The organism is Candidatus Methanoperedens nitratireducens (assembly GCF_000685155.1).
Taxonomy (GTDB): Archaea; Halobacteriota; Methanosarcinia; order Methanosarcinales; family Methanoperedenaceae; genus Methanoperedens; species Methanoperedens nitratireducens.
On sequence record NZ_JMIY01000001.1, the window covers coordinates 183,360 to 203,641 of the forward strand.

At 43.1% G+C, this 20,282-nt stretch carries 27 protein-coding genes; 14 read left to right on the forward strand and 13 right to left on the reverse strand.

All coding sequences use genetic code 11. The annotated features are described in order from the left end of the window. Window positions 1-5: 5 nt before the first annotated feature. Together ANME2D_RS18775 and ANME2D_RS00945 are read right to left on the reverse strand one after the other, a co-directional pair. Window positions 6-137 (reverse strand): hypothetical protein, encoded by a 132-nt coding sequence (locus ANME2D_RS18775; RefSeq protein WP_277812891.1) that lies wholly within the window; start codon window positions 135-137, stop codon window positions 6-8. Between the two features lie 251 nt (window positions 138-388). Continuing rightward, on the reverse strand, window positions 389-745 hold the full coding sequence (locus ANME2D_RS00945) for a hypothetical protein (protein WP_048088343.1): 357 nt from the start codon (window positions 743-745) through the stop codon (window positions 389-391). Between the two features lie 122 nt (window positions 746-867). On the opposite strand from ANME2D_RS00945, the gene ANME2D_RS00950 reads away from it, so the two are divergent. Genes ANME2D_RS00950 through ANME2D_RS00960 form a run of 3 tightly spaced genes read left to right on the forward strand, consistent with a single transcriptional unit; the run spans window position 868 to window position 2,877 of the window. After that, window positions 868-1,665 (forward strand): radical SAM protein, encoded by a 798-nt coding sequence (locus tag ANME2D_RS00950; RefSeq protein ID WP_048088345.1) that lies wholly within the window; start codon window positions 868-870, stop codon window positions 1,663-1,665. A 17-nt stretch (window positions 1,666-1,682) separates the two neighbouring features. Further along, window positions 1,683-2,447, forward strand: a complete 765-nt coding sequence (locus tag ANME2D_RS00955; protein WP_048088347.1) for a sugar phosphate isomerase/epimerase family protein — start codon at window positions 1,683-1,685, stop codon at window positions 2,445-2,447. A gap of 40 nt (window positions 2,448-2,487) precedes the next feature. Continuing rightward, the gene (locus ANME2D_RS00960) at window positions 2,488-2,877 is read left to right on the forward strand and encodes a Mov34/MPN/PAD-1 family protein (protein ID WP_048088349.1); all 390 of its coding nucleotides are present in this window, start codon (window positions 2,488-2,490) and stop codon (window positions 2,875-2,877) included. Here the strand turns inward: ANME2D_RS00960 and ANME2D_RS00965 are convergent, their stop codons facing one another. Beyond that, window positions 2,878-3,306 carry a glycine cleavage system protein H gene (locus ANME2D_RS00965; protein WP_048088351.1) on the reverse strand — a complete coding sequence of 143 codons (429 nt, stop codon included), beginning with the start codon at window positions 3,304-3,306 and terminating at the stop codon, window positions 2,878-2,880. Between the two features lie 140 nt (window positions 3,307-3,446). Here ANME2D_RS00965 and surE point away from each other — a divergent pair, with 140 nt between their 5' ends. The 5 genes from surE (at window position 3,447) to ANME2D_RS18780 (ending at window position 5,357) form a co-directional block, all read left to right on the forward strand. Further along, window positions 3,447-4,232, forward strand: a complete 786-nt coding sequence (surE, locus tag ANME2D_RS00970; protein WP_048088353.1) for a 5'/3'-nucleotidase SurE — start codon at window positions 3,447-3,449, stop codon at window positions 4,230-4,232. Window positions 4,233-4,285: 53 nt separating this feature from the next. Further along, on the forward strand, window positions 4,286-4,744 hold the full coding sequence (locus tag ANME2D_RS00975) for a hypothetical protein (protein ID WP_048088355.1): 459 nt from the start codon (window positions 4,286-4,288) through the stop codon (window positions 4,742-4,744). Between the two features lie 57 nt (window positions 4,745-4,801). Beyond that, a complete protein-coding gene (locus ANME2D_RS18335; RefSeq protein ID WP_198527323.1) occupies window positions 4,802-4,939 on the forward strand; it encodes a hypothetical protein in 138 nt (45 codons plus the stop codon). A gap of 13 nt (window positions 4,940-4,952) precedes the next feature. Further along, entirely contained in the window at window positions 4,953-5,171 is a 219-nt protein-coding gene (thiS, locus tag ANME2D_RS00980; RefSeq protein ID WP_048088362.1) for a sulfur carrier protein ThiS, read from the forward strand. Window positions 5,172-5,234: 63 nt separating this feature from the next. Continuing rightward, a complete protein-coding gene (locus ANME2D_RS18780; RefSeq protein ID WP_277812892.1) occupies window positions 5,235-5,357 on the forward strand; it encodes a hypothetical protein in 123 nt (40 codons plus the stop codon). Between the two features lie 161 nt (window positions 5,358-5,518). Here ANME2D_RS18780 and ANME2D_RS00985 read toward each other — a convergent pair whose 3' ends face one another. The 3 genes from ANME2D_RS00985 to ANME2D_RS00995 are packed head-to-tail and all read right to left on the reverse strand — an operon-like array spanning window position 5,519 to window position 8,331. Continuing rightward, window positions 5,519-6,523, reverse strand: a complete 1,005-nt coding sequence (locus ANME2D_RS00985) for a DHH family phosphoesterase (protein ID WP_048088364.1) — start codon at window positions 6,521-6,523, stop codon at window positions 5,519-5,521. Beyond that, entirely contained in the window at window positions 6,524-7,591 is a 1,068-nt protein-coding gene (priL, locus tag ANME2D_RS00990) for a DNA primase regulatory subunit PriL (protein ID WP_048088366.1), read from the reverse strand. Window positions 7,592-7,593: 2 nt separating this feature from the next. Then, entirely contained in the window at window positions 7,594-8,331 is a 738-nt protein-coding gene (locus tag ANME2D_RS00995) for a DNA polymerase sliding clamp (RefSeq protein WP_048089219.1), read from the reverse strand. A 223-nt stretch (window positions 8,332-8,554) separates the two neighbouring features. On the opposite strand from ANME2D_RS00995, the gene ANME2D_RS01000 reads away from it, so the two are divergent. From ANME2D_RS01000 to ANME2D_RS01020, 5 genes are all read left to right on the forward strand, one after another. Next, entirely contained in the window at window positions 8,555-9,100 is a 546-nt protein-coding gene (locus ANME2D_RS01000; protein WP_048088367.1) for a single stranded DNA-binding domain-containing protein, read from the forward strand. A 62-nt stretch (window positions 9,101-9,162) separates the two neighbouring features. After that, a complete protein-coding gene (locus ANME2D_RS01005; RefSeq protein ID WP_048088369.1) occupies window positions 9,163-10,029 on the forward strand; it encodes an RIO1 family regulatory kinase/ATPase domain-containing protein in 867 nt (288 codons plus the stop codon). 3 nt (window positions 10,030-10,032) lie between these two features. After that, the gene (locus ANME2D_RS01010) at window positions 10,033-12,006 is read left to right on the forward strand and encodes a DUF460 domain-containing protein (protein ID WP_048088371.1); all 1,974 of its coding nucleotides are present in this window, start codon (window positions 10,033-10,035) and stop codon (window positions 12,004-12,006) included. 73 nt (window positions 12,007-12,079) lie between these two features. After that, window positions 12,080-12,496 carry a peptidase associated/transthyretin-like domain-containing protein gene (locus ANME2D_RS18340; RefSeq protein ID WP_048088374.1) on the forward strand — a complete coding sequence of 139 codons (417 nt, stop codon included), beginning with the start codon at window positions 12,080-12,082 and terminating at the stop codon, window positions 12,494-12,496. Window positions 12,497-12,556: 60 nt separating this feature from the next. Beyond that, window positions 12,557-13,450, forward strand: a complete 894-nt coding sequence (locus ANME2D_RS01020; RefSeq protein WP_048088376.1) for a TIGR00269 family protein — start codon at window positions 12,557-12,559, stop codon at window positions 13,448-13,450. Window positions 13,451-13,487: 37 nt separating this feature from the next. Here the strand turns inward: ANME2D_RS01020 and ANME2D_RS16640 are convergent, their stop codons facing one another. The 7 genes from ANME2D_RS16640 to ANME2D_RS01055 all read right to left on the reverse strand — a co-directional run bounded on the left by ANME2D_RS16640 (window position 13,488) and on the right by ANME2D_RS01055 (window position 19,902). After that, a complete protein-coding gene (locus tag ANME2D_RS16640) occupies window positions 13,488-15,536 on the reverse strand; it encodes a GAF domain-containing protein (protein WP_052368496.1) in 2,049 nt (682 codons plus the stop codon). Further along, window positions 15,524-15,919: an anti-sigma regulatory factor gene (locus tag ANME2D_RS01030; protein WP_048089221.1), complete on the reverse strand. Its 396-nt coding sequence runs from the start codon at window positions 15,917-15,919 to the stop codon at window positions 15,524-15,526. The genes ANME2D_RS16640 and ANME2D_RS01030 overlap by 13 nt, the downstream gene beginning before the upstream one ends. A 237-nt stretch (window positions 15,920-16,156) precedes the next feature. Then, window positions 16,157-16,861 carry a mechanosensitive ion channel family protein gene (locus ANME2D_RS01035; protein ID WP_052368497.1) on the reverse strand — a complete coding sequence of 235 codons (705 nt, stop codon included), beginning with the start codon at window positions 16,859-16,861 and terminating at the stop codon, window positions 16,157-16,159. 174 nt (window positions 16,862-17,035) lie between these two features. Beyond that, entirely contained in the window at window positions 17,036-17,842 is an 807-nt protein-coding gene (locus ANME2D_RS01040) for a metal ABC transporter permease (RefSeq protein ID WP_048088378.1), read from the reverse strand. 1 nt (window position 17,843) lies between these two features. Further along, the gene (locus ANME2D_RS01045) at window positions 17,844-18,584 is read right to left on the reverse strand and encodes a metal ABC transporter ATP-binding protein (protein WP_048088381.1); all 741 of its coding nucleotides are present in this window, start codon (window positions 18,582-18,584) and stop codon (window positions 17,844-17,846) included. After that, on the reverse strand, window positions 18,577-19,467 hold the full coding sequence (locus ANME2D_RS01050; protein WP_048088383.1) for a metal ABC transporter substrate-binding protein: 891 nt from the start codon (window positions 19,465-19,467) through the stop codon (window positions 18,577-18,579). Before ANME2D_RS01050 ends, ANME2D_RS01045 begins: the two co-directional genes overlap by 8 nt. Continuing rightward, the gene (locus ANME2D_RS01055) at window positions 19,468-19,902 is read right to left on the reverse strand and encodes a metal-dependent transcriptional regulator (RefSeq protein ID WP_048089223.1); all 435 of its coding nucleotides are present in this window, start codon (window positions 19,900-19,902) and stop codon (window positions 19,468-19,470) included. Window positions 19,903-20,011: 109 nt separating this feature from the next. Between ANME2D_RS01055 and ANME2D_RS18345 the strand changes: the two genes are divergently transcribed. After that, a partial coding sequence (locus ANME2D_RS18345) for a hypothetical protein (RefSeq protein WP_048088385.1) occupies window positions 20,012-20,282 on the forward strand: 271 nt, incomplete at its 3' end.

The window sequence follows — 20,282 nt, forward strand, 5'->3', positions numbered from 1 at the left end:
TCGCCTCAATCATCTGATTCCTCATCCCGTCTCATCCTCAATTCCTCCTCTGCACTTGCGCCCCGCCCGCTCCTCACTTCTCGCCTTCCCGCCCCTGCAGCGGGCTTTACACCATCCGTTCCGATGCCGTGAACCAATCTACCATCACCATTATAATAATCAATATACAGCTCATTTTTTCTAAATCACTCTTATCCTTATATATCTTTTGAGAGCAATGTGAAAGTATTTTTACCACAGAGTTGGCTATGAACTGGTTCATAGATGAAAATGAAAAAGACGATTGTATAAACAACGAACTCAAAACGAACTTAAACGAACTCATAAGCCCGAGTTCGTATCGGGTTCGTCCAGTTCGTTGTTTATATTAGCTGAGCCGCATCCGAGTCTAAGATGCAATATAATTGAACTTTTCATACCAGGATGAATACCCGAATTTTATTCCTTCCATTAACTCTTCATTATTCATTATTTCGATAGTCTCAATTATCGCTTCCAGATCATCCTTCTTCACCACCATTGCAATTAATCTGCGTTCATCCGCATCCTGATTACCCTTCGGGAATCCACGTATGCATGCAGGCATACGTGTCTGCGCCCTTCCGAGGCGTGACTCGGAATCTGCGGTTCCTTTCTCTAAGTCGAAGAAATCATAAGTTTTTATATAACATCTACCCTGAAATAGTACCTGATGGTTAAAATTAGCTTCACCATACATGCCGGAGATATGCTGAACGAAATACATGGAGGCTGGAATCTCTGAATCAAGAGCATCATAACACCCCGGCCTCCGGAAAAAAAATCAATTTTTTCATCACCTCAAGTCTTTTCCCTTCGGTCTCTGTCACAGGCGATGCATGTGCCCTCATGTGCAAGCACTGCGGTGGAAAACTGCTTGAGCGCTTGATCCCTGCTACAACATGCCAGGAGCTTGAGAGGAAAGCCCTGCTGCTTCACAGGCAGGGAGCAAAAGGCATACTCCTGACAGGCGGCTGTGATAGGTATGGAGCAGTGCCAATAGACCGCTTTATTCCTGCAATAAGGGCAATTAAAGAAAAAACGGATCTTATCCTCATCGCACATACAGGTTTCATATCTTATAAAGAAGCGAAGGCGCTAAAAGGCTCAGGGCTTGACGGCATAGGCTTTGATGTTATTGGCGACGTGTCCACCGCCAGGGAGGTCTATGGTCTTGAGGTCTCTGAGAAAGAGTATATAGAGAGCCTGAGAGCCATAGAGGACTCAGGTATCATGGTATTCCCCCATGTATGCGTGGGCTTGCATTTCGGGGATTTGAGAGGGGAATTTCACGCCCTTGAGCTGATAAGAGAAATAAAGCCAGAGACAATTATAATAACAGGCTTGATGCCTGTTGCAGGAACACCTATGGCGCATATCAAGCCAGAACCCTCTGATTTTGAGAAGGTCATAAAGAGGGCTATTGAGATGTTCCAGGAAATCCCTATCGTGCTCGGGTGCGCCCATTCAAGCGGAAAGGACAGGGAAGAGATTGAAAAGATAGCGCTCAAGAGTGGAGTGAGCGGTATAGCGGCTCCGACTATGAAGATCACTGGATTTGCACATGAGAGTGGATACGAAATACATTATTACGGTACATGCTGCGGACTTGTTCCGTGTGAAAAGACAAGAATCCTTATATCTTGAAAGCGAAATAAGCCAATATGAAAATCAGTTTCTCATCCCTCGCTCTCGTAAACAATCCTTTTGACTGGACCTATGATCTTGAGGAGCTTGGTTTCACAGGCTGGGAGGTCGTAAGTGAAGGCAAGCAGCAGTTAAACGATGAGACCCTATCAAAACTAAAAAATGTTATTGAGACGACAAACCTTGTCCTCACGCTTCATCTCCCGTTCTCTGATCTAAATCTTGCCAGCCTGAATCACCCCATCTGGAAAGAGACAGTCAGGCAAATGAGCAGATGCCTTGAGAGGGCATCTGAGTTTGTTGAGCTCGCTGTCGTTCATCCAGGGCATTTATCACCCCTTGGCACCCAGATTCCTGAGATGGCATGGCGGCAGAATATTGAAGGTTTGCAGATAATATGTGATACTGCCGATGATCACAGTATCAAAGTCGGGGTTGAGAATATGGTGAACATGCCGTTTATTCTTGGTAAACAGCCAGGCGAAATCTCAGGGATTATCGAGTCCCTGGAGCGGGAGAATGCAGGGATGACGCTTGATATAGGGCATGCCAACACAAACGGGATGGTTGATCAATTCCTGGAAGATCTGAGCAAGGTCATCCACATACACCTTCATGATAATAAGGGGAGAAGCGATGAGCATCTTGAACTTGGCAAGGGTAACATAGACTGGAGAAAAGTCATCATGAGACTGAAAGGATATAAAGGGAGAGTCGTGATCGAGGCAAGAACTGTCAGGGAGGGGGCGGCAAGTTTAAAGTACCTTGATAATATTGTTTAATATATAGCTGCTCTCATACAGAAAATAGAGGAAGTAAAGGATGAAGATCGCAAAAGATACATTATTATTTATACTCGGGGTAAGCAAATCCTCTGCACCTCTTGAGTTTGCAGGTATGCTTGCGGCCATAGGTGATATTATAACCGAGGTGGTACTCGTCCCCGGCACAGAATCAAGTGATGAGAGCGCTGTGATGAAGTTATTTATGCTTCCCAATATACCCACAATCGGAACAGTGCACAGCCATCCCACATCCAACCGAAACCCTTCAAGGGATGATCTTGAGCTCTTTAGACGAAAAGGCAAGTATCATATTATCGTGGGTGCGCCTTATGATATGTATAGCTGGACATGCTATAACAATAAAGGAGAGCCAATCAATCTCGAAGTAGTTGATTATGAGTTCAAAGAAGAGGATGAAAACTGGTAATTATTTTTTCTTGCGGGTTTCGATCTCCTTCTTAAGCCATGGTCCAATATCATTTCCGTGAATGAGAGTTTTAAGGTCATCCTTTAGATTATCTGGCTTAACTTTGATTAACCAGCCCTCTCCATAAGGATCTTCTGAGATTATGCCCAGATTATCCTCAACATCCTCATTGACCTCTATAACCGTCCCGCCAACAGGCATAAGAAGTCCACCCACCCATTTTGCAGATTCCAATGAGCCAAAGGCCTCCCCGCTCTCAAATTCATCGTCCTCCATAGGAAGGTCTATGTATTCTATACTACCCGCAGCTTTTGCACCAAATGCATCCAGGCCAACAGTTACAGTCCCGTCATCCTCAATCCTTGACCATGTGTGGTCTTTGGTATAGTACAGCTCTTCCGGAAGGTTATATCCCTCTATCTCGACCATATTTTTCCTCACCTTTATTTACTCTATAACTATGCACCAATAAATCAATCACATACATTAAAGTATATTAAGTTTTTCCGCTTAAGCCGCTCAAGCAAAAAGACCGCACATTTATTTTAATTGAAGCATATCTGGTTACGATGAAAAGGATTCTTCTAACCAATGATGACGGCGTATACTCAACAGGTATCAGGGCTGCTTATAAGAGTGTGAGCGATCTTGGAGATGTAACAGTAGTTGCACCTTCAGTACAAAAAAGCGGTGTAGGGCGCGGAATTTCAATTTTTGAACCTCTGCGCATATCACTTGCCAACATGGATGGTATAAGAGCATACGCAGTGGGAGGAACACCCACCGATGCTGTCATTCTGGGGATATTCGCGGTAATGAAAAAGATGCCAGATCTTGTCCTGTCAGGTTTCAATGTTGGAGAGAACGTAAGTACAGATACTGTTACCACAAGCGGTACCATAGGGGCTGCACTTGAGGCAGCAAGTTATGGTATCCCTGCGCTTGCTGCATCCATACAGGTTCTGGATGAGGGTGAAAAATTCGATGACCCGCGCAACTATACTTACAATTTTGATACAGGAATTAAAATTGTGAACCGTATAGCCAGAAACGTGATCAAGCACGGGCTTCCCCCTGGCGTGGATCTGCTTAATATCAATATACCAAGACATGCGACTGTAGATACAGAGATTGAGATCACAAGGCTGGCAAGAAAGATATTCGTAACAGACGTTGAAGAGCGCCATGACCCAAGAGGCAGGCCTTATTACTGGATAAGCGGGGAACTGATACGGGATGCAGAGGAGGGCACTGATGTCAGGGCTGTCATGAAAAAAGGACACATATCAATCACGCCTCTCTCGCTTGATTCGACTGCTCGGGTTGACTTTAAGGAGATCAATGCTCTATTGTGAGAAGGGATAGAATAATTTAATAGCTCCAAGATGTATAACAAACCTGAGAGAATATGATCTTAAACTTTCAGCTTACTACCGTGGAATCCAAGGTATATTCCAGTTCTGAAGATATCAGAAAATATAAGAATATTAATATAAATTATGATATCAATCTTAAAAATCCCTCTGTAATGGCCCAGGGCACTCCTTTTGGAGAAAAAACTGTACTCAGGGTGGAGTATTCCTTCGCGATCAACTACCTCAGCCCGAATATCGGTCATATAAGGTTTGAGGGATTATCAGATTACTATAGTGAAGAGAACCTGAGGGAATTGAAGGAAAAGTGGGATGATGGAAAAGCACCAGGCGACATCCAGAATGAGATCGCAAATAACATGGTAGCAAATCTGGCGCCTCTGGCCTTATTGATCTCAAAAGCACTCGGGCTTCCCCCATCTATGCCGGTTCCTGTAATCAATTTCCAGCATATGCAGAAGAAAAAAGAAGAGCCGACCTATTACCATGGTTGACCCTGATAGCACTCATGTTATTAAATGAATCCGAACCAAGAGGATGAGAGGTAAATTATGTCAAAGCTTAAAAAGCGAGATATGGAGAGAAAAGGCGAGAAAAAGCAGAAAATACTGGAGAACAAGTTAATAGAGGAGAATCTTGAAGATTTAACAAAAGCCAGGGTAAAGTTAGAAGAGCTATCCGGAGAGTAGAGGAAAAATAGAGGTGAAGATAAAAGTAAAAATCCTATCAGGCGGAATTAAAGAGCAGATAATGGAAGTCTCAGGAGACTCAACATACGAGGAACTACTTGAGTTACTACGTATCAATCCTGAGGTGGTGGTCGTACTCCATAATGGCGATCCTGTCCCCCTTGATGATAAAATAACCCCCGGTGATATAGAGATCCTGAGGGTTGTGACGGGAGGAAATAGATATCTTTAAGTGCTTATAATGACCCGGAGTAGATGGAGACGGTAATCCCCGAAGAGGGTGCCATTGATTTAAATGAACAAAAAATCTGAGATTAATCAAAAAAGACCCGCACTGATAAACGAGGCAAAAAAAGTATTCGATGAGCTTGAGTCCTGGGTGATTGAAGAATACTTCGTACCATACCAGGCCTCTTAATTCTTGATTTTCTCTGTGGAGAGAAGCATGGAAGTAATGGGAGTTTGCAGTATCTGCGGACGTTCAGGGAAGCTGTATACATGCAGGTTGTGCGGAAGACTTGTGTGTTCTCGATGTCTTACCGGTGAGGGTGTATGCATCCATTGCTCACGTGGCAGATATTATTCAGCCCCCAGGACATAGAAATATTGTGAAGATATAGAGTCGCTAATAGATTTTAGAAGGAGTTGTTTTGCTTTTTCAACATTTGCAACAACGCCAAATACACCAAGAGGTATTGATATACTGGCATGGAAAGGACCGCCTGTCACTTCACCCCATTCTCCGAATGCTTTTCTAAGTACGTTCTTCATATTAAGTTCAAGGTTCTTGGATTCAGCGTAGATATGAATACTTGTTGTATTGACGGCTAACACAAGAGCAGTTGAGATCCCCTCAATATCCAGCATGTATTTACAGACTTTGGGAATGGTGCCGGAGTCCTTCACATAACCTACTGTGGTAAATAGAGAGGCTCCTTTTATTGTCTTATTGTTGATTGCTCTTGATAGGTCTTCAAAGGTCTCAAGCCTGGCAGAAGGATGCTCAAGGCTGCCCAGCAGCTCCATATCCACATATCTATGGATAAACCAGTAGGATTCAAGATCAGGCAGTGTTAGATTTGTTATCAGGGCCCTGGTTTTATCCCTGATCGCAAAAAAAAGAAGGGTTGCCAGCCTATTGTCGATTGCCACACCGAGTTTCTTTAGATATTCTATCATTATGCTTGATGTGGTTCCTGTAGTCCTGATATCCTGATAAGCGCAGCGTATCCCTTCTTTATCGCCAAGGGTATGTCCTATCACTATTGTAGGATTGAGTTTTTCTTCTATAAGCTCAGTAGGCAGCAGATCAACGAGGGCTATCCCATCCTGGGATTGAGAGAGTGCCGGTATATTTATTATGTCATCCCCGAGAACATTGGTAAGGGTTTTGTTCTGTATCGTCCCTGTGTAGTATATACTGGCATCCATATTGTAATGCTCTACGATTCGCTTAAGTGCAAGTGAGCTTGCAAGTGAATCCGAATCCGGGTTTTTTCTGGTATAGATTGTAAGCCTCTCGCCAGGTTTAGATAACAGTTTTTTAAAAGATCGTCGCTTCCAGAGAGTAAAACTCTTAAACATTTATTGTCTATATCGATATTCTTCTGGATATATGTTTTGCAATTTATCCTGATTATCCGCAGTTTTTTCCTTTCTCAATATCCATGCCTTTTTCCTGTAGTAACCTAGCGGATGTGCGATCCGATCGCACAGCGGCTCCCTGCCAGAGCAATTCCCGTAGGTTATCATAGTAGAACAGGAAGGCGATTTATATGTTGTTCCGGTTGAGCCGTGGATATGCATTACCTGATACCTTGTGCGCTCCTCATCAAAATCAGGCGAGACCCTGAACAGCTCGATAATCCCTTCCACATCCATCCCGATATTAAGAAGAAATGATGTAAGTGCGAAACGCATCGGATGCGAGAGGTTTACCCCTGCCCGTGTGTTTGAGATAGCATGGACGATGCATGGAGGAAAACAGTCAGGCATTATCTCATGGAATTCTTCGGTGCTGAACTCAGATCTACGTGCATTCAAACTATCGCGTACTTCCACAATATAACTGTTAAGAGAAGTGCAAATCTCACCTGGCACTTCAAGAGGCAGGCTTGATTCGATCCTCTTTCTGATAGCTTCCTGGATGATAGTGCAGAATTCTTCTTTTGTTAGATGCACCCAGCCGCGGTTCATTTTTCTGTTTACAAGCTTCCATTTAGGATCACGTACTGCAAGGCGTATATAATCTGTAAAATGGATGACAAAAGAGCGCTCATCAATCACACAGGAGATACCAAGATCATCAGCAAGTTCTTTCAGTGAATCATGTGTAAGGTTTTTTGCCATACGGTATGCAGCCTCTGCTTCAGCAAGGGCATATCTGCGTGTAAGATAGCCATCATTGATGCACGAGACAAGTATCCTGGCAACAGGGTACGACAGCAGTTCCTTCTCAGCGCCGATCCTGTCAGAAACCTCATGTTTGAGAATTCCCTCACCGAGAGCCTGGAGAATGCGCTCCTTTCCCCTGTCTCTTACCTGCTCGAATACCTTTTCATAAAAAAGTTCATCAAGTCCAAAATCAAGGGACTCTACATATTTTAAAGCGCCAGAAACAAATGGAAAGCGAGCAAAATCGAAAACATCCATGCCTATTCGGATTCGACCCTTGGAGCCAGCATATAACTGACCTCACCATGGCCCTGCGCTATCTTGAACCTAGCTTTTAGGGGGTAATCCTTTCCAAGATCGATTGTGACTTCCTCAGCTTTTCCTGCTATTTTAGCGATATCCGTAAGGTAATCAAGCGAGAATAACGATTTTGCTTCCCCTGCCTGAAGATCTATCAACTGGTCTTTTGTCATCTCAAGTCGAACTTTATCAGTATCGCCCTCTGCCTCCATAAAGAAGATATTTCCTTTTACCCCCATGGACATATAATCGCTTACCTTTTCAGCAGCTTTTACTGCCCGTCTTAGATCCTCTCCTCTGATAACAATATGTGCAGGCAGATCAAGAGCAGGGATTTTTGGTTCTTTTCTAATAGAAGAAGGATCAAGCAGGGACATTGTATAAGAGAGTCCGCGCATCCGAACAATGAGTTTATGGGCAGTCTCATCAAGATCAAGTTCGATATTATCACTCTTATCAGCCATTTCCATTATACTGTTCAATTTTGTAAGATCGATCCCGAGTTCTCCTTCGGTCGCCTCATATGAATCGAAAGCATCTTTTGCAAGATCAAGACTCACCATTGCGACATTAGCAGGATCGACAGCTCTAACAGTTATACCGTCTGTGGTAAGTTTGAACCTGGCCTCATCTACCAGTGTAGATATCGACTCAATTGCATCTTTTAGTTTCTCTGCGCCAATTACTGCCTTAAACATTTTCAGCCTCGAGTATATATTATAATCCATGATATTAATAATTTATCTTATCGGGTCAGGGGATAGGAAGTACAGCAGGATTCACCGCTTATGTGCTCTGTTATACGGAAAGTATATTAAACACACTTGCGTTTAAGTATATGCTTCTTTCTCAAGGAACAGGTGATTGAGGTTGCATCTGAGATAGCGGTGCGGGAAGTTAAAATTAAAGAAAGGTAATAAAATGGAAACAACTGCTACAAATACAAATGTAGAGGACTTAACAGAAGATTCAAAAAATGTTAATGCTACTCTTAAAGTGGTCGAGATTGGAGAGACAAAGGAAATAAAATCAAGATTTGGAGAAAAACATGTATGCGAGGTGAAAGTTGCTGATCGCACAGGATCTGTTTTACTTTCCTTATGGGATGACCAGATCGGGAAAATAGCAGTAGGGGATGTAATATCAATCCAGAATGGTTATATTTCAGTTGTCAGAAACTCAATGAGATTAAACATAGGAAAATACGGAAAGATACTATTATCTGAAGAGACGCTTGATGAAGTTAATACAGAAAATAACATCTCAGATAAGCATGTTGAACAGCCCGAGCGACCCAGGCGCAGCGGCGGATTCAGAAGTGGCGGAGGGTATGGCGGCGGTCAGCGCAGTAGTGGGTATGGCAGTGGTGGGTATGGCGGCGGAGGCGGCGGTGGCCGTGGCGGATACGGCGGAGGCGGCCGCGGAGGCTCGCGAGGAGATAAAAGAGGCGGTAGGGGGAGAAGGTAACCTACCTTCTATTTTCTTTTTTATTAATATTTTTATAGTTGGGGGTATTATATAGTAATTTGATGAGCAAGCGTATTCCTGATATATTTCTCAACACCACAAATAGAGGATTTCGAGTTCTTCTTGCTATCGAGAACAAGATGAGGTTCTATGAATGGGTACCGATAGAAGAGATTGCTGGTTTTACAGATTATGATATAAAAGAGATCGAATTTATCCTCTCTAATCTGGCAAAAAATAAGCTCATACACAGGAACATCGGGGCTTATGAAGGATACAGAATATATTTTGAAGCCTACGATCTGCTGGCTCTTAATGCGTTAGTGAAACGCGGCTCCATTAATGCGATAGGGGACCTTATCGGAGTAGGGAAGGAATCACGGGTCTACGAGGTTACAGGCGGCATCACTGACAGGCATGCTATCATAAAATTCCACAGGGAAGGAATAGCGAGTTTCAAACATATAAGAATGAAAAGAGAATATGTCGAGGAGCGAAAGCATCTCTCCTGGCTGTATATAGCGCGGCTTGCTGCAAAAAGAGAATATGATGCCCTAAAAATACTTTACCCCGCGGTCAGTGTTCCTGAGCCTGTTGATCACAACAGGCATGCCGTCGTGATGTCTTTTGTAAGAGGGCAGGAGCTTGCCCATACCAGGATAGATGAACCCGGTTGGTATCTGGATGAGATATTGGGCCAGATAAAAAAGGCATATCGACTCGGGATAATCCATGCAGATCTAAGCGAGTTTAATGTATTCATCAATCCCGAAGGATGTGAGATTATAGATTGGCCACAGTGCGTTACCCCGGAGCATGAAAACGCAAAGGAATTACTTTATAGAGATGTTGAGAATATTTTAAGTTTTTTTAAGAGAAAATACAGGATAAAGAGAGATATCCAGGAAGTAATAAACAATATAATATAACATATGCATGAAAAAACAATCTTTGGTATAGATATCGCAAAAGGGTCTGTGCGATCAAAAGAGAGGCCAGGATATGCGATTGCAATACTGAGAAACGGCCAGGTTGAGCATCACAGGATGATAAGCCTGCATAAGTTCCTGCGTATGGCATGGAAAGAAAAACCCAGGTTTATCGCTATTGATAATATCTACGAGCTGGCATCTGATAAACATGATCTGGTCTCTTTTCTCCAGAAATTGCCGCATAACACGAAACTCGTTCAGGTAACAGGAGGCAAGGTTCTGGAGCCGCTTGTAAAACTCGCAAAACAGCATGGTCTCTCCTTTGACAGGTTCGATCCAGGTGCCGAGGCTCTGGCCTGTGCACGGCTTGCGGAAATGGGTGTAGGCCATGAGGTCCTGGCATTCGAGGATAAAACAATAATTAAGGTAAGTAGAGCCAGATCGCCTGGAAAGGGCGGATGGAGCCAGAATAGATACAGACGTAAGGTGCATGGCCATGTCAGGCAGAAAGCAAGGGAAATAGAGGATTATCTGAATGATCAATCCAGGCTCAAGGGATTCACATATACGCAAAATGTGATAGAGAGGTTTGGAGGGTATTCAAGATCTGAGTTCTTTGTTGATGCGCCGCGCAGCATGTTTCATATCAGCTCAGGTAAATACGGTGATGTGCAGGTAAGTGTTAAAAATATAGAACGTGATGCTCTGGCTTTTAGGCCTCTTAAGATAAGAAAAAGAGACCATATTATCGTGGGAATCGACCCTGGCACGACCACAGCAATAGCAGTACTGACCCTAGATGGTGAGCTCAGGATGCTTCACAGTTCAAGGACGATATCTGTTCCAGATGTTATAGAAATGATTGCAGAGGAGGGAAGGCCTCTTATTATTGCAAGCGATGTGTTCCCTACCCCGAATACAGTTGATAAGATCCGCCGTGCGTTCAATGCTGTACTTGGCTCACCTGATGATATTATCACCACAGAGGATAAGATCGAATTTGCAAAACCATATGGTTATTCAAACAACCATGAGCGCGATGCCATAGCTGCTGCTGCATCAGTGTATCGTAAGAACAAGAATAAGTTCGAACAGATAAAGAAAAAGATACCGCATGGAGTGGATGCTGATGAGGCGATTGCACAGGTTGTAAGAGGAAGATCTGTAGATGCTGTAATATCAGCACTGACAAAAAAAGAGATTAAAGAACCTGAGATCGAAGCAGTTCGAGAAAAAACAGATGATGAGACTCTTCATTTGAGGGAATTGCTCAGAAGATACGTGGAAAGTATAGAGGAGATGAAGAACTACCAGGATGAGCTGAAAAAGGAACTTGGTTTAAAGGAGAATAAGATCAGGGAACTTGAAGAACGTATCAACAGACAGAGAAATCAGGTCTATAAGCAGCTTAAAAAAGAGAAAGAAATAGGTATTCGCGATAAGGAGATTGCACGCTTACGCAGCAGGGTTTCAGAGAACAACAAACGGATCTCATTCTTGAATGAGAGGATAAATAAGCTCAAGACAGTCAGGCGGCTTGAAATGAGCGGAAGGGTACTCCCTGTAAAAATAGTCCAGGCTTTTACAAAAGACAGTATCCTCAGGACATGTGAGCAGTTCGGGATAAAAAAAGATGATATTGTACTCCTCAGGGATGCAAGCGGAGGAGGGAGTACTACTGCTAAGATGCTCTCAAACCTGGGTGTCAGAGCTGTGATCATCTGCAATGAGATGTCCCATGCCGCAGAGGAAGAGCTGTTTAATCTCAATGTGCCTGTCCTGAAGGCAAAGGACGTAAATATCCAGTTTGATTCTACTGAAGAGCTTGCTGTAATCAACCCTGAGGACATTGAACGTGCGGTTAATGAGTGGAATAAGGAATCAGAGAAGAGAAGGGTGGCTGCAAAAGAGGAGTGGCTTGAATCGCTTGTGGATAGATACAGAAGTGAGAGGCGGCGCGCTACGAAAGGATAAGCTCATAAGGTTTATATGGTATTAGATAAGAGAATATAACAGGAGTGCTTATTCCAGGAAAGGAGGTTAATTAATGAATGATAATACTATTAATGGTAATCCTGAACCACCAACCCCGGAGCCTACACCAACCCCAATGCCTCCGCCTATACCGACACCAATACCAACCCCGGGCCCTCCACCCATACCAACCCCGTCACCTACAGGACCTACGGCACCTGCATTCATACCAACACCTGCACCAGCCCCGACTGCCAACCTGACTTTTATTGTAACTGATAACGTAACCAATTTACCCATTCAGGGTGCCACTGTCTCAGTGGAGAATGTTAAAATCAATACAGACAGGACTGGAACAGCGGTATTCACTAACATAGCCCGCAGGTCTCATAAATATACCGTAAGCAAGGCAGGATACAGGCAGGTTTCAGGCGTCGTTAATGTGACCGGTGATATAACAGTGCCAGTTAAGTTAGTGCCTGGAAAATAATTCTAATTTGAAGCTTACGGCATATTCATATATTACTACAGATAAACATAGGCGCTTTAGATGAAATGCCACAGATGCAGCAAAAGTGCTGTCATACACCAGAGGTACTCAAACGCCCACCTGTGCAGGACGCACTTTATCGATGACGTAGAACGAAAGATCAAACGCGATATCCGTAAGTTCAAAATGGTAGAAAGGGGCGATAGGATAGCAGTCGCGCTCAGCGGAGGAAAGGACAGTATCGTTCTCCTGTATGTGCTGCATAAGGTATTTCAGGACAGGAGGGATATTGAGCTTCTGGCTATAACAATCGATGAGGGTATCCGTGGATATCGGGAACACACCCTCAAACACGCAGTGGATATCACTGGTAAGCTCGGGATTCCCCATACCATAAGGTCATTTGATGAAGGGTTCAGGGCTACACTTGATGATCTTACTGATAAAAAAGAATATGCTGCATGCACGTTGTGCGGTGTGCTCAGGAAAAATCTCTTAAATAAAGCTGCAAGGGAGCTTGGTGCTGATAAACTTGCTATAGGGCACAACCTCGATGACGAGGCCCAGACCATTCTTATGAATTACCTGCGCGGAGATATGGATAGATTAAAGCGAATGCTGCCTGGCATCGCTCAGCCCGGCCTGGTAATGAGAATAAAACCGCTTAGAAGCATACCTGAGAAAGAGGTAGCACTATATGCGTTATTAAATAACCTGCCTGTGAGTATGGATGAGTGTCCATACGCCGGGGAAGCGCTTCGGAACGAGATACGCGAGATCATCAATAACTATGAGGTAAATCACCCGGGGACAAAATACTCATTACTTGGTGGATTTGATTCTATCTCTGAAGCACTGCGCATGAAGCCTAACACACGGATCGTGCAGTGTAATAGATGCGGTGAACCTAGCAGTGAGGATGTATGCAAGACGTGCAGGCTGCTTAACAACTAATATCTCGAATAAAGTGTTTTGTGATATTTTGTAGACTCTACGGTGAGCTATTTGAAAGTTCCCTGGCAACAGGCAGGAGCACATGGACAGTCGTTCCTTTTCCAACTTCACTTTCAATCCAGATCCTGCCCCCAAAGGCATCAACAATGTTCTTTGCAATATACAATCCAAGACCAGCGCCTCCATACCTTCTTGCTGCAGATGCATCGACCTGATAGAAACGCATGAACAGTTTTGGTATGATCTCCTCTGGAATACCTATACCGTTATCTGATACTGTGAGATGGACGTTCTCTTCCTCATTCCATGCTCTTATTGAGATTCTTCCACCCATTTGTGTGAATTTTATCGAATTATCAAGCAGGTTATTAACTACTTCTATAACCCTATCCCTCTCCCCCCTGATCCTGGATATCACGGGTATGACCTTCTCAAAAGTAATCTTTTTTTTGTCCATCATGCTCTTGAAATCACTGACGCATACACTGACCACTTCGTCAAGGTCTACAGGTTCAAAATAAAACTCGACTTTATGGGCCTGCAGCCTGCTGATGAACAGAATGGAATCTATCAACCTGGTCAATCTATCCGTGTTCCTGAGAATAGCTTCAAGACCCCTTTTCTGTTCATTTGAGAGAGCCCCCAGTTTCTCATCATACAACAGTTCAGCATATCCTTTTATCGGGATAAGGGGTGTTTTTATCTCATGTGAGACATTTGAGATGAACTCATCCTTCATCTTATCGAGCGTTTGCAGCTCCTCGTAGGCTTTTTGCAATTTTTGATAGTTCTCTCTCGATTCCTTGTATAGCCTGGCATTTTCTACAGCTATGCCTATAGCGTTCCCGATTGAGAATAATAGATCAAGGTCATCCTGTGTGAATATCCGCTTTTTCTTTGTCCCGAGGGCAAGTGCGCCCACTACCTTACCTTTTGACATGAGGGGAGTCCCGATAAACGAGACTAGTTTTTCTTTTGTTACATAGGGAAGTAGAGGAGGGCTTGGGTACTGGGAGATATCCATAGCTATCACTTTTTTTGATTGAGCCGCAATACCCGGTATTCCTTCACCCATCTTTCTTATAATTGCTTTCTCTTTGAATTCAGGAGAAAGCCCCCTGAAGGCCTCCAGATGCAGGACGTCCCCATCGAGGGAATACAGCGTACCTGCCTCCGTACCTGTCACCTCGAGTACCTTTGATAAAGCCACATTGAATATCTCCTCAAGATACAATGATCTGCTCACCACATTCTCAATAGCGTAAAGGGTATCAAGCATTTTATCATGGCGTTCTAATTCGCTGAATAGATATGCATTATCAATGGCTGATGTCGCCTGGTAGGCAAAGGAAGTGAGCAGGTTGATCTCCTTTTCCTCAAAATGATGAGGCTGGGTCAAATAAATCCCCAGTGCTCCACGCATCTTGCTCTTTAAACTGAGTGGAAGGGCCAGAACTGAGCGGATCTCTCTTCCATCTTTTAATGTGATCCGGGATTTTTTCTCCCGCAGGTCGTACACGGAATCTGCCCTCCCTTCTTTTATTACCTTGAGCAGTAGATCCTTAAAGTACTCATTTTCAGTATCCAGTCCTTCAGACGCCCTGATGACTGTCCTGTCATCCTCAAGTAGCATAATGGCGCAGCCAGCCGCATCTGTGAGATTTTTAACAATATCCAGAATAACTGAAAGCATCTTATTAAGATCAAGTCCTGCGGTCAGGGCTTCCCCGGCCTTGTAAAAAGCATTCCTGATCCTCTCATCGGTCTGCTGCAGCATCTCGAAGTAGTTCTGGCATACAAGCCCGAACCTGATACTCAATTCCATAAGCAGGTTGGAGGATTTCATCACTATATCATGAACCCTGGCTGGTGGAACGGCTTTGAGTATATCCTCAAGGGACTGAGTATGGATGCTCATTATATCTTCAATACCTATTTTTGCCTCGAAGCACTCTTTACCGAGTTTGTAGGCTTCGTACAGTGCCTCTTCCTCTCTGTGTTCAAAGAGATATTTCCTTAATAATACTGGATATGTGGATTTAACTTCTTCAAGATCCATTGTACCTGTTATTGTTATTTTAACCACTTTCTGATGATCACGGTAGTACCCTTACCTGCGCCTGAGGTTATCTGAAACTCATCCATAAGCCGCTTGGTCCCCAAGAGACCAATCCCAAATCCTCCTACAGTGCTGTAGCCACCCTGCAGAGCTAGCTCCAGGTTCTCTATCCCCGGCCCCTCATCCCTGCATATTATCTCTATTCCTTTTTTATCATTCTCAACCGTCCTGATCGTGACAATCCCCCCGCCTCCATGGACAACAGTATTCCGGGCAAGCTCTGAGATAGCAGTAGTGATCCTGCACTGATCCACCACTCCAAAACCTAATCTGGCTGCTATATTCCTGCCGAAACGTCTCACTGAGATTATATCGTTATCATCTCTTATAGAAAGGGTATCCTCACTCATAGGCCGCATCTAACTCATCTCAGTCATCTTTTTTACCCGACGTTTTTTCGCCTGCATTATCCTCAGTAAGACCGCTGGGTTCTTCTATAGGCTCTTCTTTTTCTGGCATCTAAATTCCTCTCATATTTCCTTATTCAATATGTTCATAACTTAATACTTCCTGAGAAGAATTCAAAATATAAGCAATACTCACAGTCGGAAAATATGGAAATTAAAAAAGAAAAGAAATTGGAGTTATTACTTTGTTTCCTTTTCCAATTTCTCTGCACTTCGTTTTTCTTTGTGCTCCAGGGTATCCAGCCACCTGGGCATTCTATCCCTCAGAGCGAAACCAAGACCTACGCCGACGCCTATGGCTATAGCTATTGCAATTCCCCATGCCAGAGCGGTTGCGAACACGTAGATGATACTTGTATCAATCCTGAGCTGGTCAAGAGCGAGGATGACCACTACGAAATACAGGAATATCTTCACTGCCGCGGAAAAGACGCCGATATATGCCACGTCTGAAGCTTCTCCTGTTCTTCTCATCAAATCGCCGATGAAATCAGCCAGGATGAACCCAACAACCAGTATGGCAATACCTGCGGCGAGACTTGGGAGATACAACACCACAGATCGCATGAAGTCAGACAGCATTTCAATTCGTAAAACATCAACAGCTGCCATGATACCGATTAGATATATGAACCATCTCACTATTACATCGAACAAAAAGACTATTGAAATTCCAGATGCTTCTATTGTCTTTCCCAGGCTTGTTCTTCTCAGTGCATCATCAAGGCCTACCCTATCCAGTATGCCGCTTACTATTTTGCCCAGCGCTCTTCCCAGAAGCCATGCAATAAGCAGTATAATTATTGCAGCAACAATCCGAATTAATATGTTTGCAAGATTGCCAATAAATTCTCCGGTCAAAACGCCGTCAACTACTTGAACCATAAATAAACCTCCATCTTATCAAAGTATTTGTTATATCTTATATTTAAGTCTTGTTGCCATCCAAGGTACTGTTAACGAGACCATCAAATTAACTTTAAAATTACACCTGATTTGACCCTGTCATATTATTTTATGTAGAGTTTTGCGGTTTACTATAAGTAGCTGAATTGGTAATCAACTTCTAAACTTAAAATTTTTATAAATTATTGTGATTAGAAGTAAGGTTATAGAGGTTAATACGATCGCCCCTCCGGGGGCTAAGTTGAAGTAGAAGGAAATAATTAAGCCCAGCACTACCGAAAATATTGCAAATATCATTGAAGATAACATTGTTCCCCGAAAGCTTCTGGAAATTTGAAGGCTGGTAGCAACAGGGACTGCAAGCAGAGAAGAGACCAGCAGGACACCGACTATTTTTAATGATATGACTACGGTTACTGCGGTTAATACAATAAGCAGAGTATTTAATTTTTCTACAGGAATCCCGCTTGCTCTTGCAGTTGTCTCATCAAAAGTGATATAAAAAAGTTCTTTATAAAAGATATATACTGTTCCTAAAGTCAATATGCCTAATCCAAGTATAATTGTTAAATCTGTCTCATTCACAGTCAGTATGCTTCCAAATAAGTAACTGAATAAATCTACATTAAAGCCCCTTGCAAGGCTTAAGATAACAACAGCCACTGCCAGTCCTGCAGAAAAGAATATAGCTATTGCCAGATCACCATAAATTCTCGCTCTCCTCAGGTAGTTTATGCCAAGAGCGCTCAATACTGAGAATATCAGGGCTGATACAACAGGATAGACCCCAAAAAACAGGCCAAGTGCTATTCCCCCCAGGGAAATATGTGCCAGCCCATCACCGATCATCGAGAGTCTTTTTAATACTATAAAAGTGCCTATTGCTGAGCAGATGATTGCTATCATGATACCTGCAACCAGCGCCCGCTGCATAAAGCCATATTGGAATGCTTCCAACATGCTACTCTCTATGCAAGTGATGCACGAATCTCATATCCCCGGCAGGAATTCCAGTAAAAAATTCCTCAGGATGGCATTCCGGGAATAACCTCCTGTTGATGCAGGCAAGCTTTCCGACGCGGGAGGCTATATTACTGATATCGTGGGTTGAAAGCACTAATGTAATTTTTTTCTCTTTATGTAATATCTCCAGGAAATCGTAGAACTCTCTCTGTACAACTATATCTACGCCGACCGTGGGCTCGTCCAGAATTAATAATTCTGGCTGGCTTGATAGCGCCCTTGCTATGAATACCCGCTGCTGCTGGCCGCCTGAGAGTTCACCAATCATCCTGTTCCTATACTCTCCCATATCCACTATTTCCAGTGCCTCATCAATCGCCTGCATATCATCTTTCCCAAGTTTTTTGAATAGGCCTTTTTTGGAGAACCTGCCCATGGATACAACTTCAAACACACTTATCGGGAAATTTGCATCAAAACTCAAAGCATGCTGCGGTATATATCCTATTCTGTACCAATCCTTAAAATTATGGATATCCCTGCCAAATAACTTTATCGTACCGCTTGTTGGTCTTATCAGCCCAAGTATTATTTTCAGCAGTGTGGTCTTACCTGCGCCATTAGGGCCTATAACTCCTAAAAATTGCCCCCTTTCTATTACCAGATTAATATTCTCAAGAATGTGCGCATTACCTCGTTCAAGATTTATATTCATCAGCTCAATAATTTTTTCATCCATTCTCCACCTCCAGTGCAATCTTAAGATTCCTAAGATTCTCCCGCATTAAGGTAAAGTAGTTCTCCCCCTGCTTTATTTGAGCTTCAGAAAGCACCTCTATCGGATTAAGCACGAGTACCTGCGCTCCTACTTCTTTTGCAATAACTTCAGATAGCCTTGGGCTTGTTAAAGTTTCAAAGAAAATGTATTTCACCTCATACTCTCTTGCAAGCCTGACAATCTCGGCAATTTTTGCAGGGCTGGGCTCCATCTCTGGAGAAATTCCTGCAATTGCGATTTGCGTCAGATTATATCTTCTGGCAAAATAACTGAATGCGTCATGTGAGGCTATGAACACCCTCTTTTTTGCATGGGCCAATTCTGTTGATATCTCCTTATCCAGTGAATCCAGTTCCTGCTTGAGCATTCGGGCATTAGCGCTGTAATAATCGCTATTCTGCGGATCTGCCTTAATAAAGGCCTTCTCTATATTATCTACCTGCTGCTTTGCCAGAACCGGATCAAGCCAGATATGCGGATCAGGCACCCCATTTTCAATTAATTGAATTCCTTCGCTTGAATCTACAATAATCAAATTCCCAGGTTCAATCCTTTTTTTTATCTCATCAACAAATGGTTCAAGGCCTGCCCCATTATAGACAAATATCTGAGCAGCCCCTACCTTGATAATATCCTGCGGGCCAGGTTCCCAGTCATGCGGCTCAACACCGGCCGGAACAAGGGTTGAGATCTCGGCCTTCTCACCCCCTATGCGTTTGGAGAATTCATAGAGAGGGTAAAAAGTAGTAATGACCTTGATTTTATCGCTCGGTTCTGGCTGCTCAATGCATCCTGGAGCAAGAAATGCGATTAAGGTCAGAATGATCACTGTTTTTTTTATCATCTACTCCTCCCCGGGACAGCAACAGCATGTATCACTGCTTATATCTATACCGCAGGGACTTCTCTCTGGATGTCCGAGTTTTTTACACGTATTATCCACAACCATCTTTGGCACAAAATACTCGAATCTACCTGCAGCTTCACATGCGCTGTCTATATCCATGCCGACATCGACCAGCAGGCAGACTATTAGCCCGTGGCGGCGGTTTAGAAAATTAGCGTATTCTTTTCCTCTGTATGTCAGTGTACAGCCATAGTACGGTGTGTAGGTAATAAGATCGGTTTTTGATAATTCCGCTATGATCTTGGTGGCTGTAGATGGATCAACATTAAATTTGCTGGCTATTTCTGTTGTTTTGACACCTGCTCTGCTAGCAAAAAATTTTATATATTCTGCTTTTTTAGGGGATAGCTCCAGACCATCTATGTCCTTCATGCTCATATGGTTTGGAGTTACTCCAAATTATACCTTTGGGTATATACACTGTCCAATTTTAGAAAACTATTAATAGATTTAAAAATAAATATGGTTTGATGGTTATGGTATGGAAATAAATACTATGGTTGAAATTAAGAATAAATCCGTTTGTACATGTTTTGATTTAGATATTAAAGAAGCAATTATAAAAGAATATTTTAAAGATGTTTTAAAAAAGGTTCCGAACTCACTGAGTGGTGATGATTTTTCAAGCGTTTTAGTCAAGTATTTAAAAAAATTACAAAACAAAAAACTAGAAGATTTAGATGTGCTAACTAAGAGCCTATCCGAAAAGTCCTGCTGCTCTGAATGTTATCCAAGCACATGCAAAATGAATT

What these genes read in the sequence shown, in the direction of transcription:
- ANME2D_RS00945 (WP_048088343.1), bottom strand. Translation starts at nt 745, where the DNA reads ATGTATTTCGTTCAGCATATCTCCGGCATGTATGGTGAAGCTAATTTT.
- ANME2D_RS00950 (WP_048088345.1), top strand. Translation starts at nt 868, where the DNA reads ATGTGCAAGCACTGCGGTGGAAAACTGCTTGAGCGCTTGATCCCTGCT.
- ANME2D_RS00955 (WP_048088347.1), top strand. Translation starts at nt 1,683, where the DNA reads ATGAAAATCAGTTTCTCATCCCTCGCTCTCGTAAACAATCCTTTTGAC.
- ANME2D_RS00960 (WP_048088349.1), top strand. Translation starts at nt 2,488, where the DNA reads ATGAAGATCGCAAAAGATACATTATTATTTATACTCGGGGTAAGCAAA.
- ANME2D_RS00965 (WP_048088351.1), bottom strand. Translation starts at nt 3,306, where the DNA reads ATGGTCGAGATAGAGGGATATAACCTTCCGGAAGAGCTGTACTATACC.
- surE (WP_048088353.1), top strand. Translation starts at nt 3,447, where the DNA reads ATGAAAAGGATTCTTCTAACCAATGATGACGGCGTATACTCAACAGGT.
- ANME2D_RS00975 (WP_048088355.1), top strand. Translation starts at nt 4,286, where the DNA reads ATGATCTTAAACTTTCAGCTTACTACCGTGGAATCCAAGGTATATTCC.
- ANME2D_RS18335 (WP_198527323.1), top strand. Translation starts at nt 4,802, where the DNA reads ATGTCAAAGCTTAAAAAGCGAGATATGGAGAGAAAAGGCGAGAAAAAG.
- ANME2D_RS18780 (WP_277812892.1), top strand. Translation starts at nt 5,235, where the DNA reads ATGAACAAAAAATCTGAGATTAATCAAAAAAGACCCGCACTGATAAAC.
- ANME2D_RS00985 (WP_048088364.1), bottom strand. Translation starts at nt 6,523, where the DNA reads ATGTTTAAGAGTTTTACTCTCTGGAAGCGACGATCTTTTAAAAAACTG.
- priL (WP_048088366.1), bottom strand. Translation starts at nt 7,591, where the DNA reads ATGGATGTTTTCGATTTTGCTCGCTTTCCATTTGTTTCTGGCGCTTTA.
- ANME2D_RS00995 (WP_048089219.1), bottom strand. Translation starts at nt 8,331, where the DNA reads ATGTTTAAGGCAGTAATTGGCGCAGAGAAACTAAAAGATGCAATTGAG.
- ANME2D_RS01000 (WP_048088367.1), top strand. Translation starts at nt 8,555, where the DNA reads ATGGAAACAACTGCTACAAATACAAATGTAGAGGACTTAACAGAAGAT.
- ANME2D_RS01005 (WP_048088369.1), top strand. Translation starts at nt 9,163, where the DNA reads ATGAGCAAGCGTATTCCTGATATATTTCTCAACACCACAAATAGAGGA.
- ANME2D_RS01010 (WP_048088371.1), top strand. Translation starts at nt 10,033, where the DNA reads ATGCATGAAAAAACAATCTTTGGTATAGATATCGCAAAAGGGTCTGTG.
- ANME2D_RS18340 (WP_048088374.1), top strand. Translation starts at nt 12,080, where the DNA reads ATGAATGATAATACTATTAATGGTAATCCTGAACCACCAACCCCGGAG.
- ANME2D_RS01020 (WP_048088376.1), top strand. Translation starts at nt 12,557, where the DNA reads ATGAAATGCCACAGATGCAGCAAAAGTGCTGTCATACACCAGAGGTAC.
- ANME2D_RS01030 (WP_048089221.1), bottom strand. Translation starts at nt 15,919, where the DNA reads ATGAGTGAGGATACCCTTTCTATAAGAGATGATAACGATATAATCTCA.
- ANME2D_RS01035 (WP_052368497.1), bottom strand. Translation starts at nt 16,861, where the DNA reads ATGGTTCAAGTAGTTGACGGCGTTTTGACCGGAGAATTTATTGGCAAT.
- ANME2D_RS01040 (WP_048088378.1), bottom strand. Translation starts at nt 17,842, where the DNA reads ATGTTGGAAGCATTCCAATATGGCTTTATGCAGCGGGCGCTGGTTGCA.
- ANME2D_RS01045 (WP_048088381.1), bottom strand. Translation starts at nt 18,584, where the DNA reads ATGGATGAAAAAATTATTGAGCTGATGAATATAAATCTTGAACGAGGT.
- ANME2D_RS01050 (WP_048088383.1), bottom strand. Translation starts at nt 19,467, where the DNA reads ATGATAAAAAAAACAGTGATCATTCTGACCTTAATCGCATTTCTTGCT.
- ANME2D_RS01055 (WP_048089223.1), bottom strand. Translation starts at nt 19,902, where the DNA reads ATGAAGGACATAGATGGTCTGGAGCTATCCCCTAAAAAAGCAGAATAT.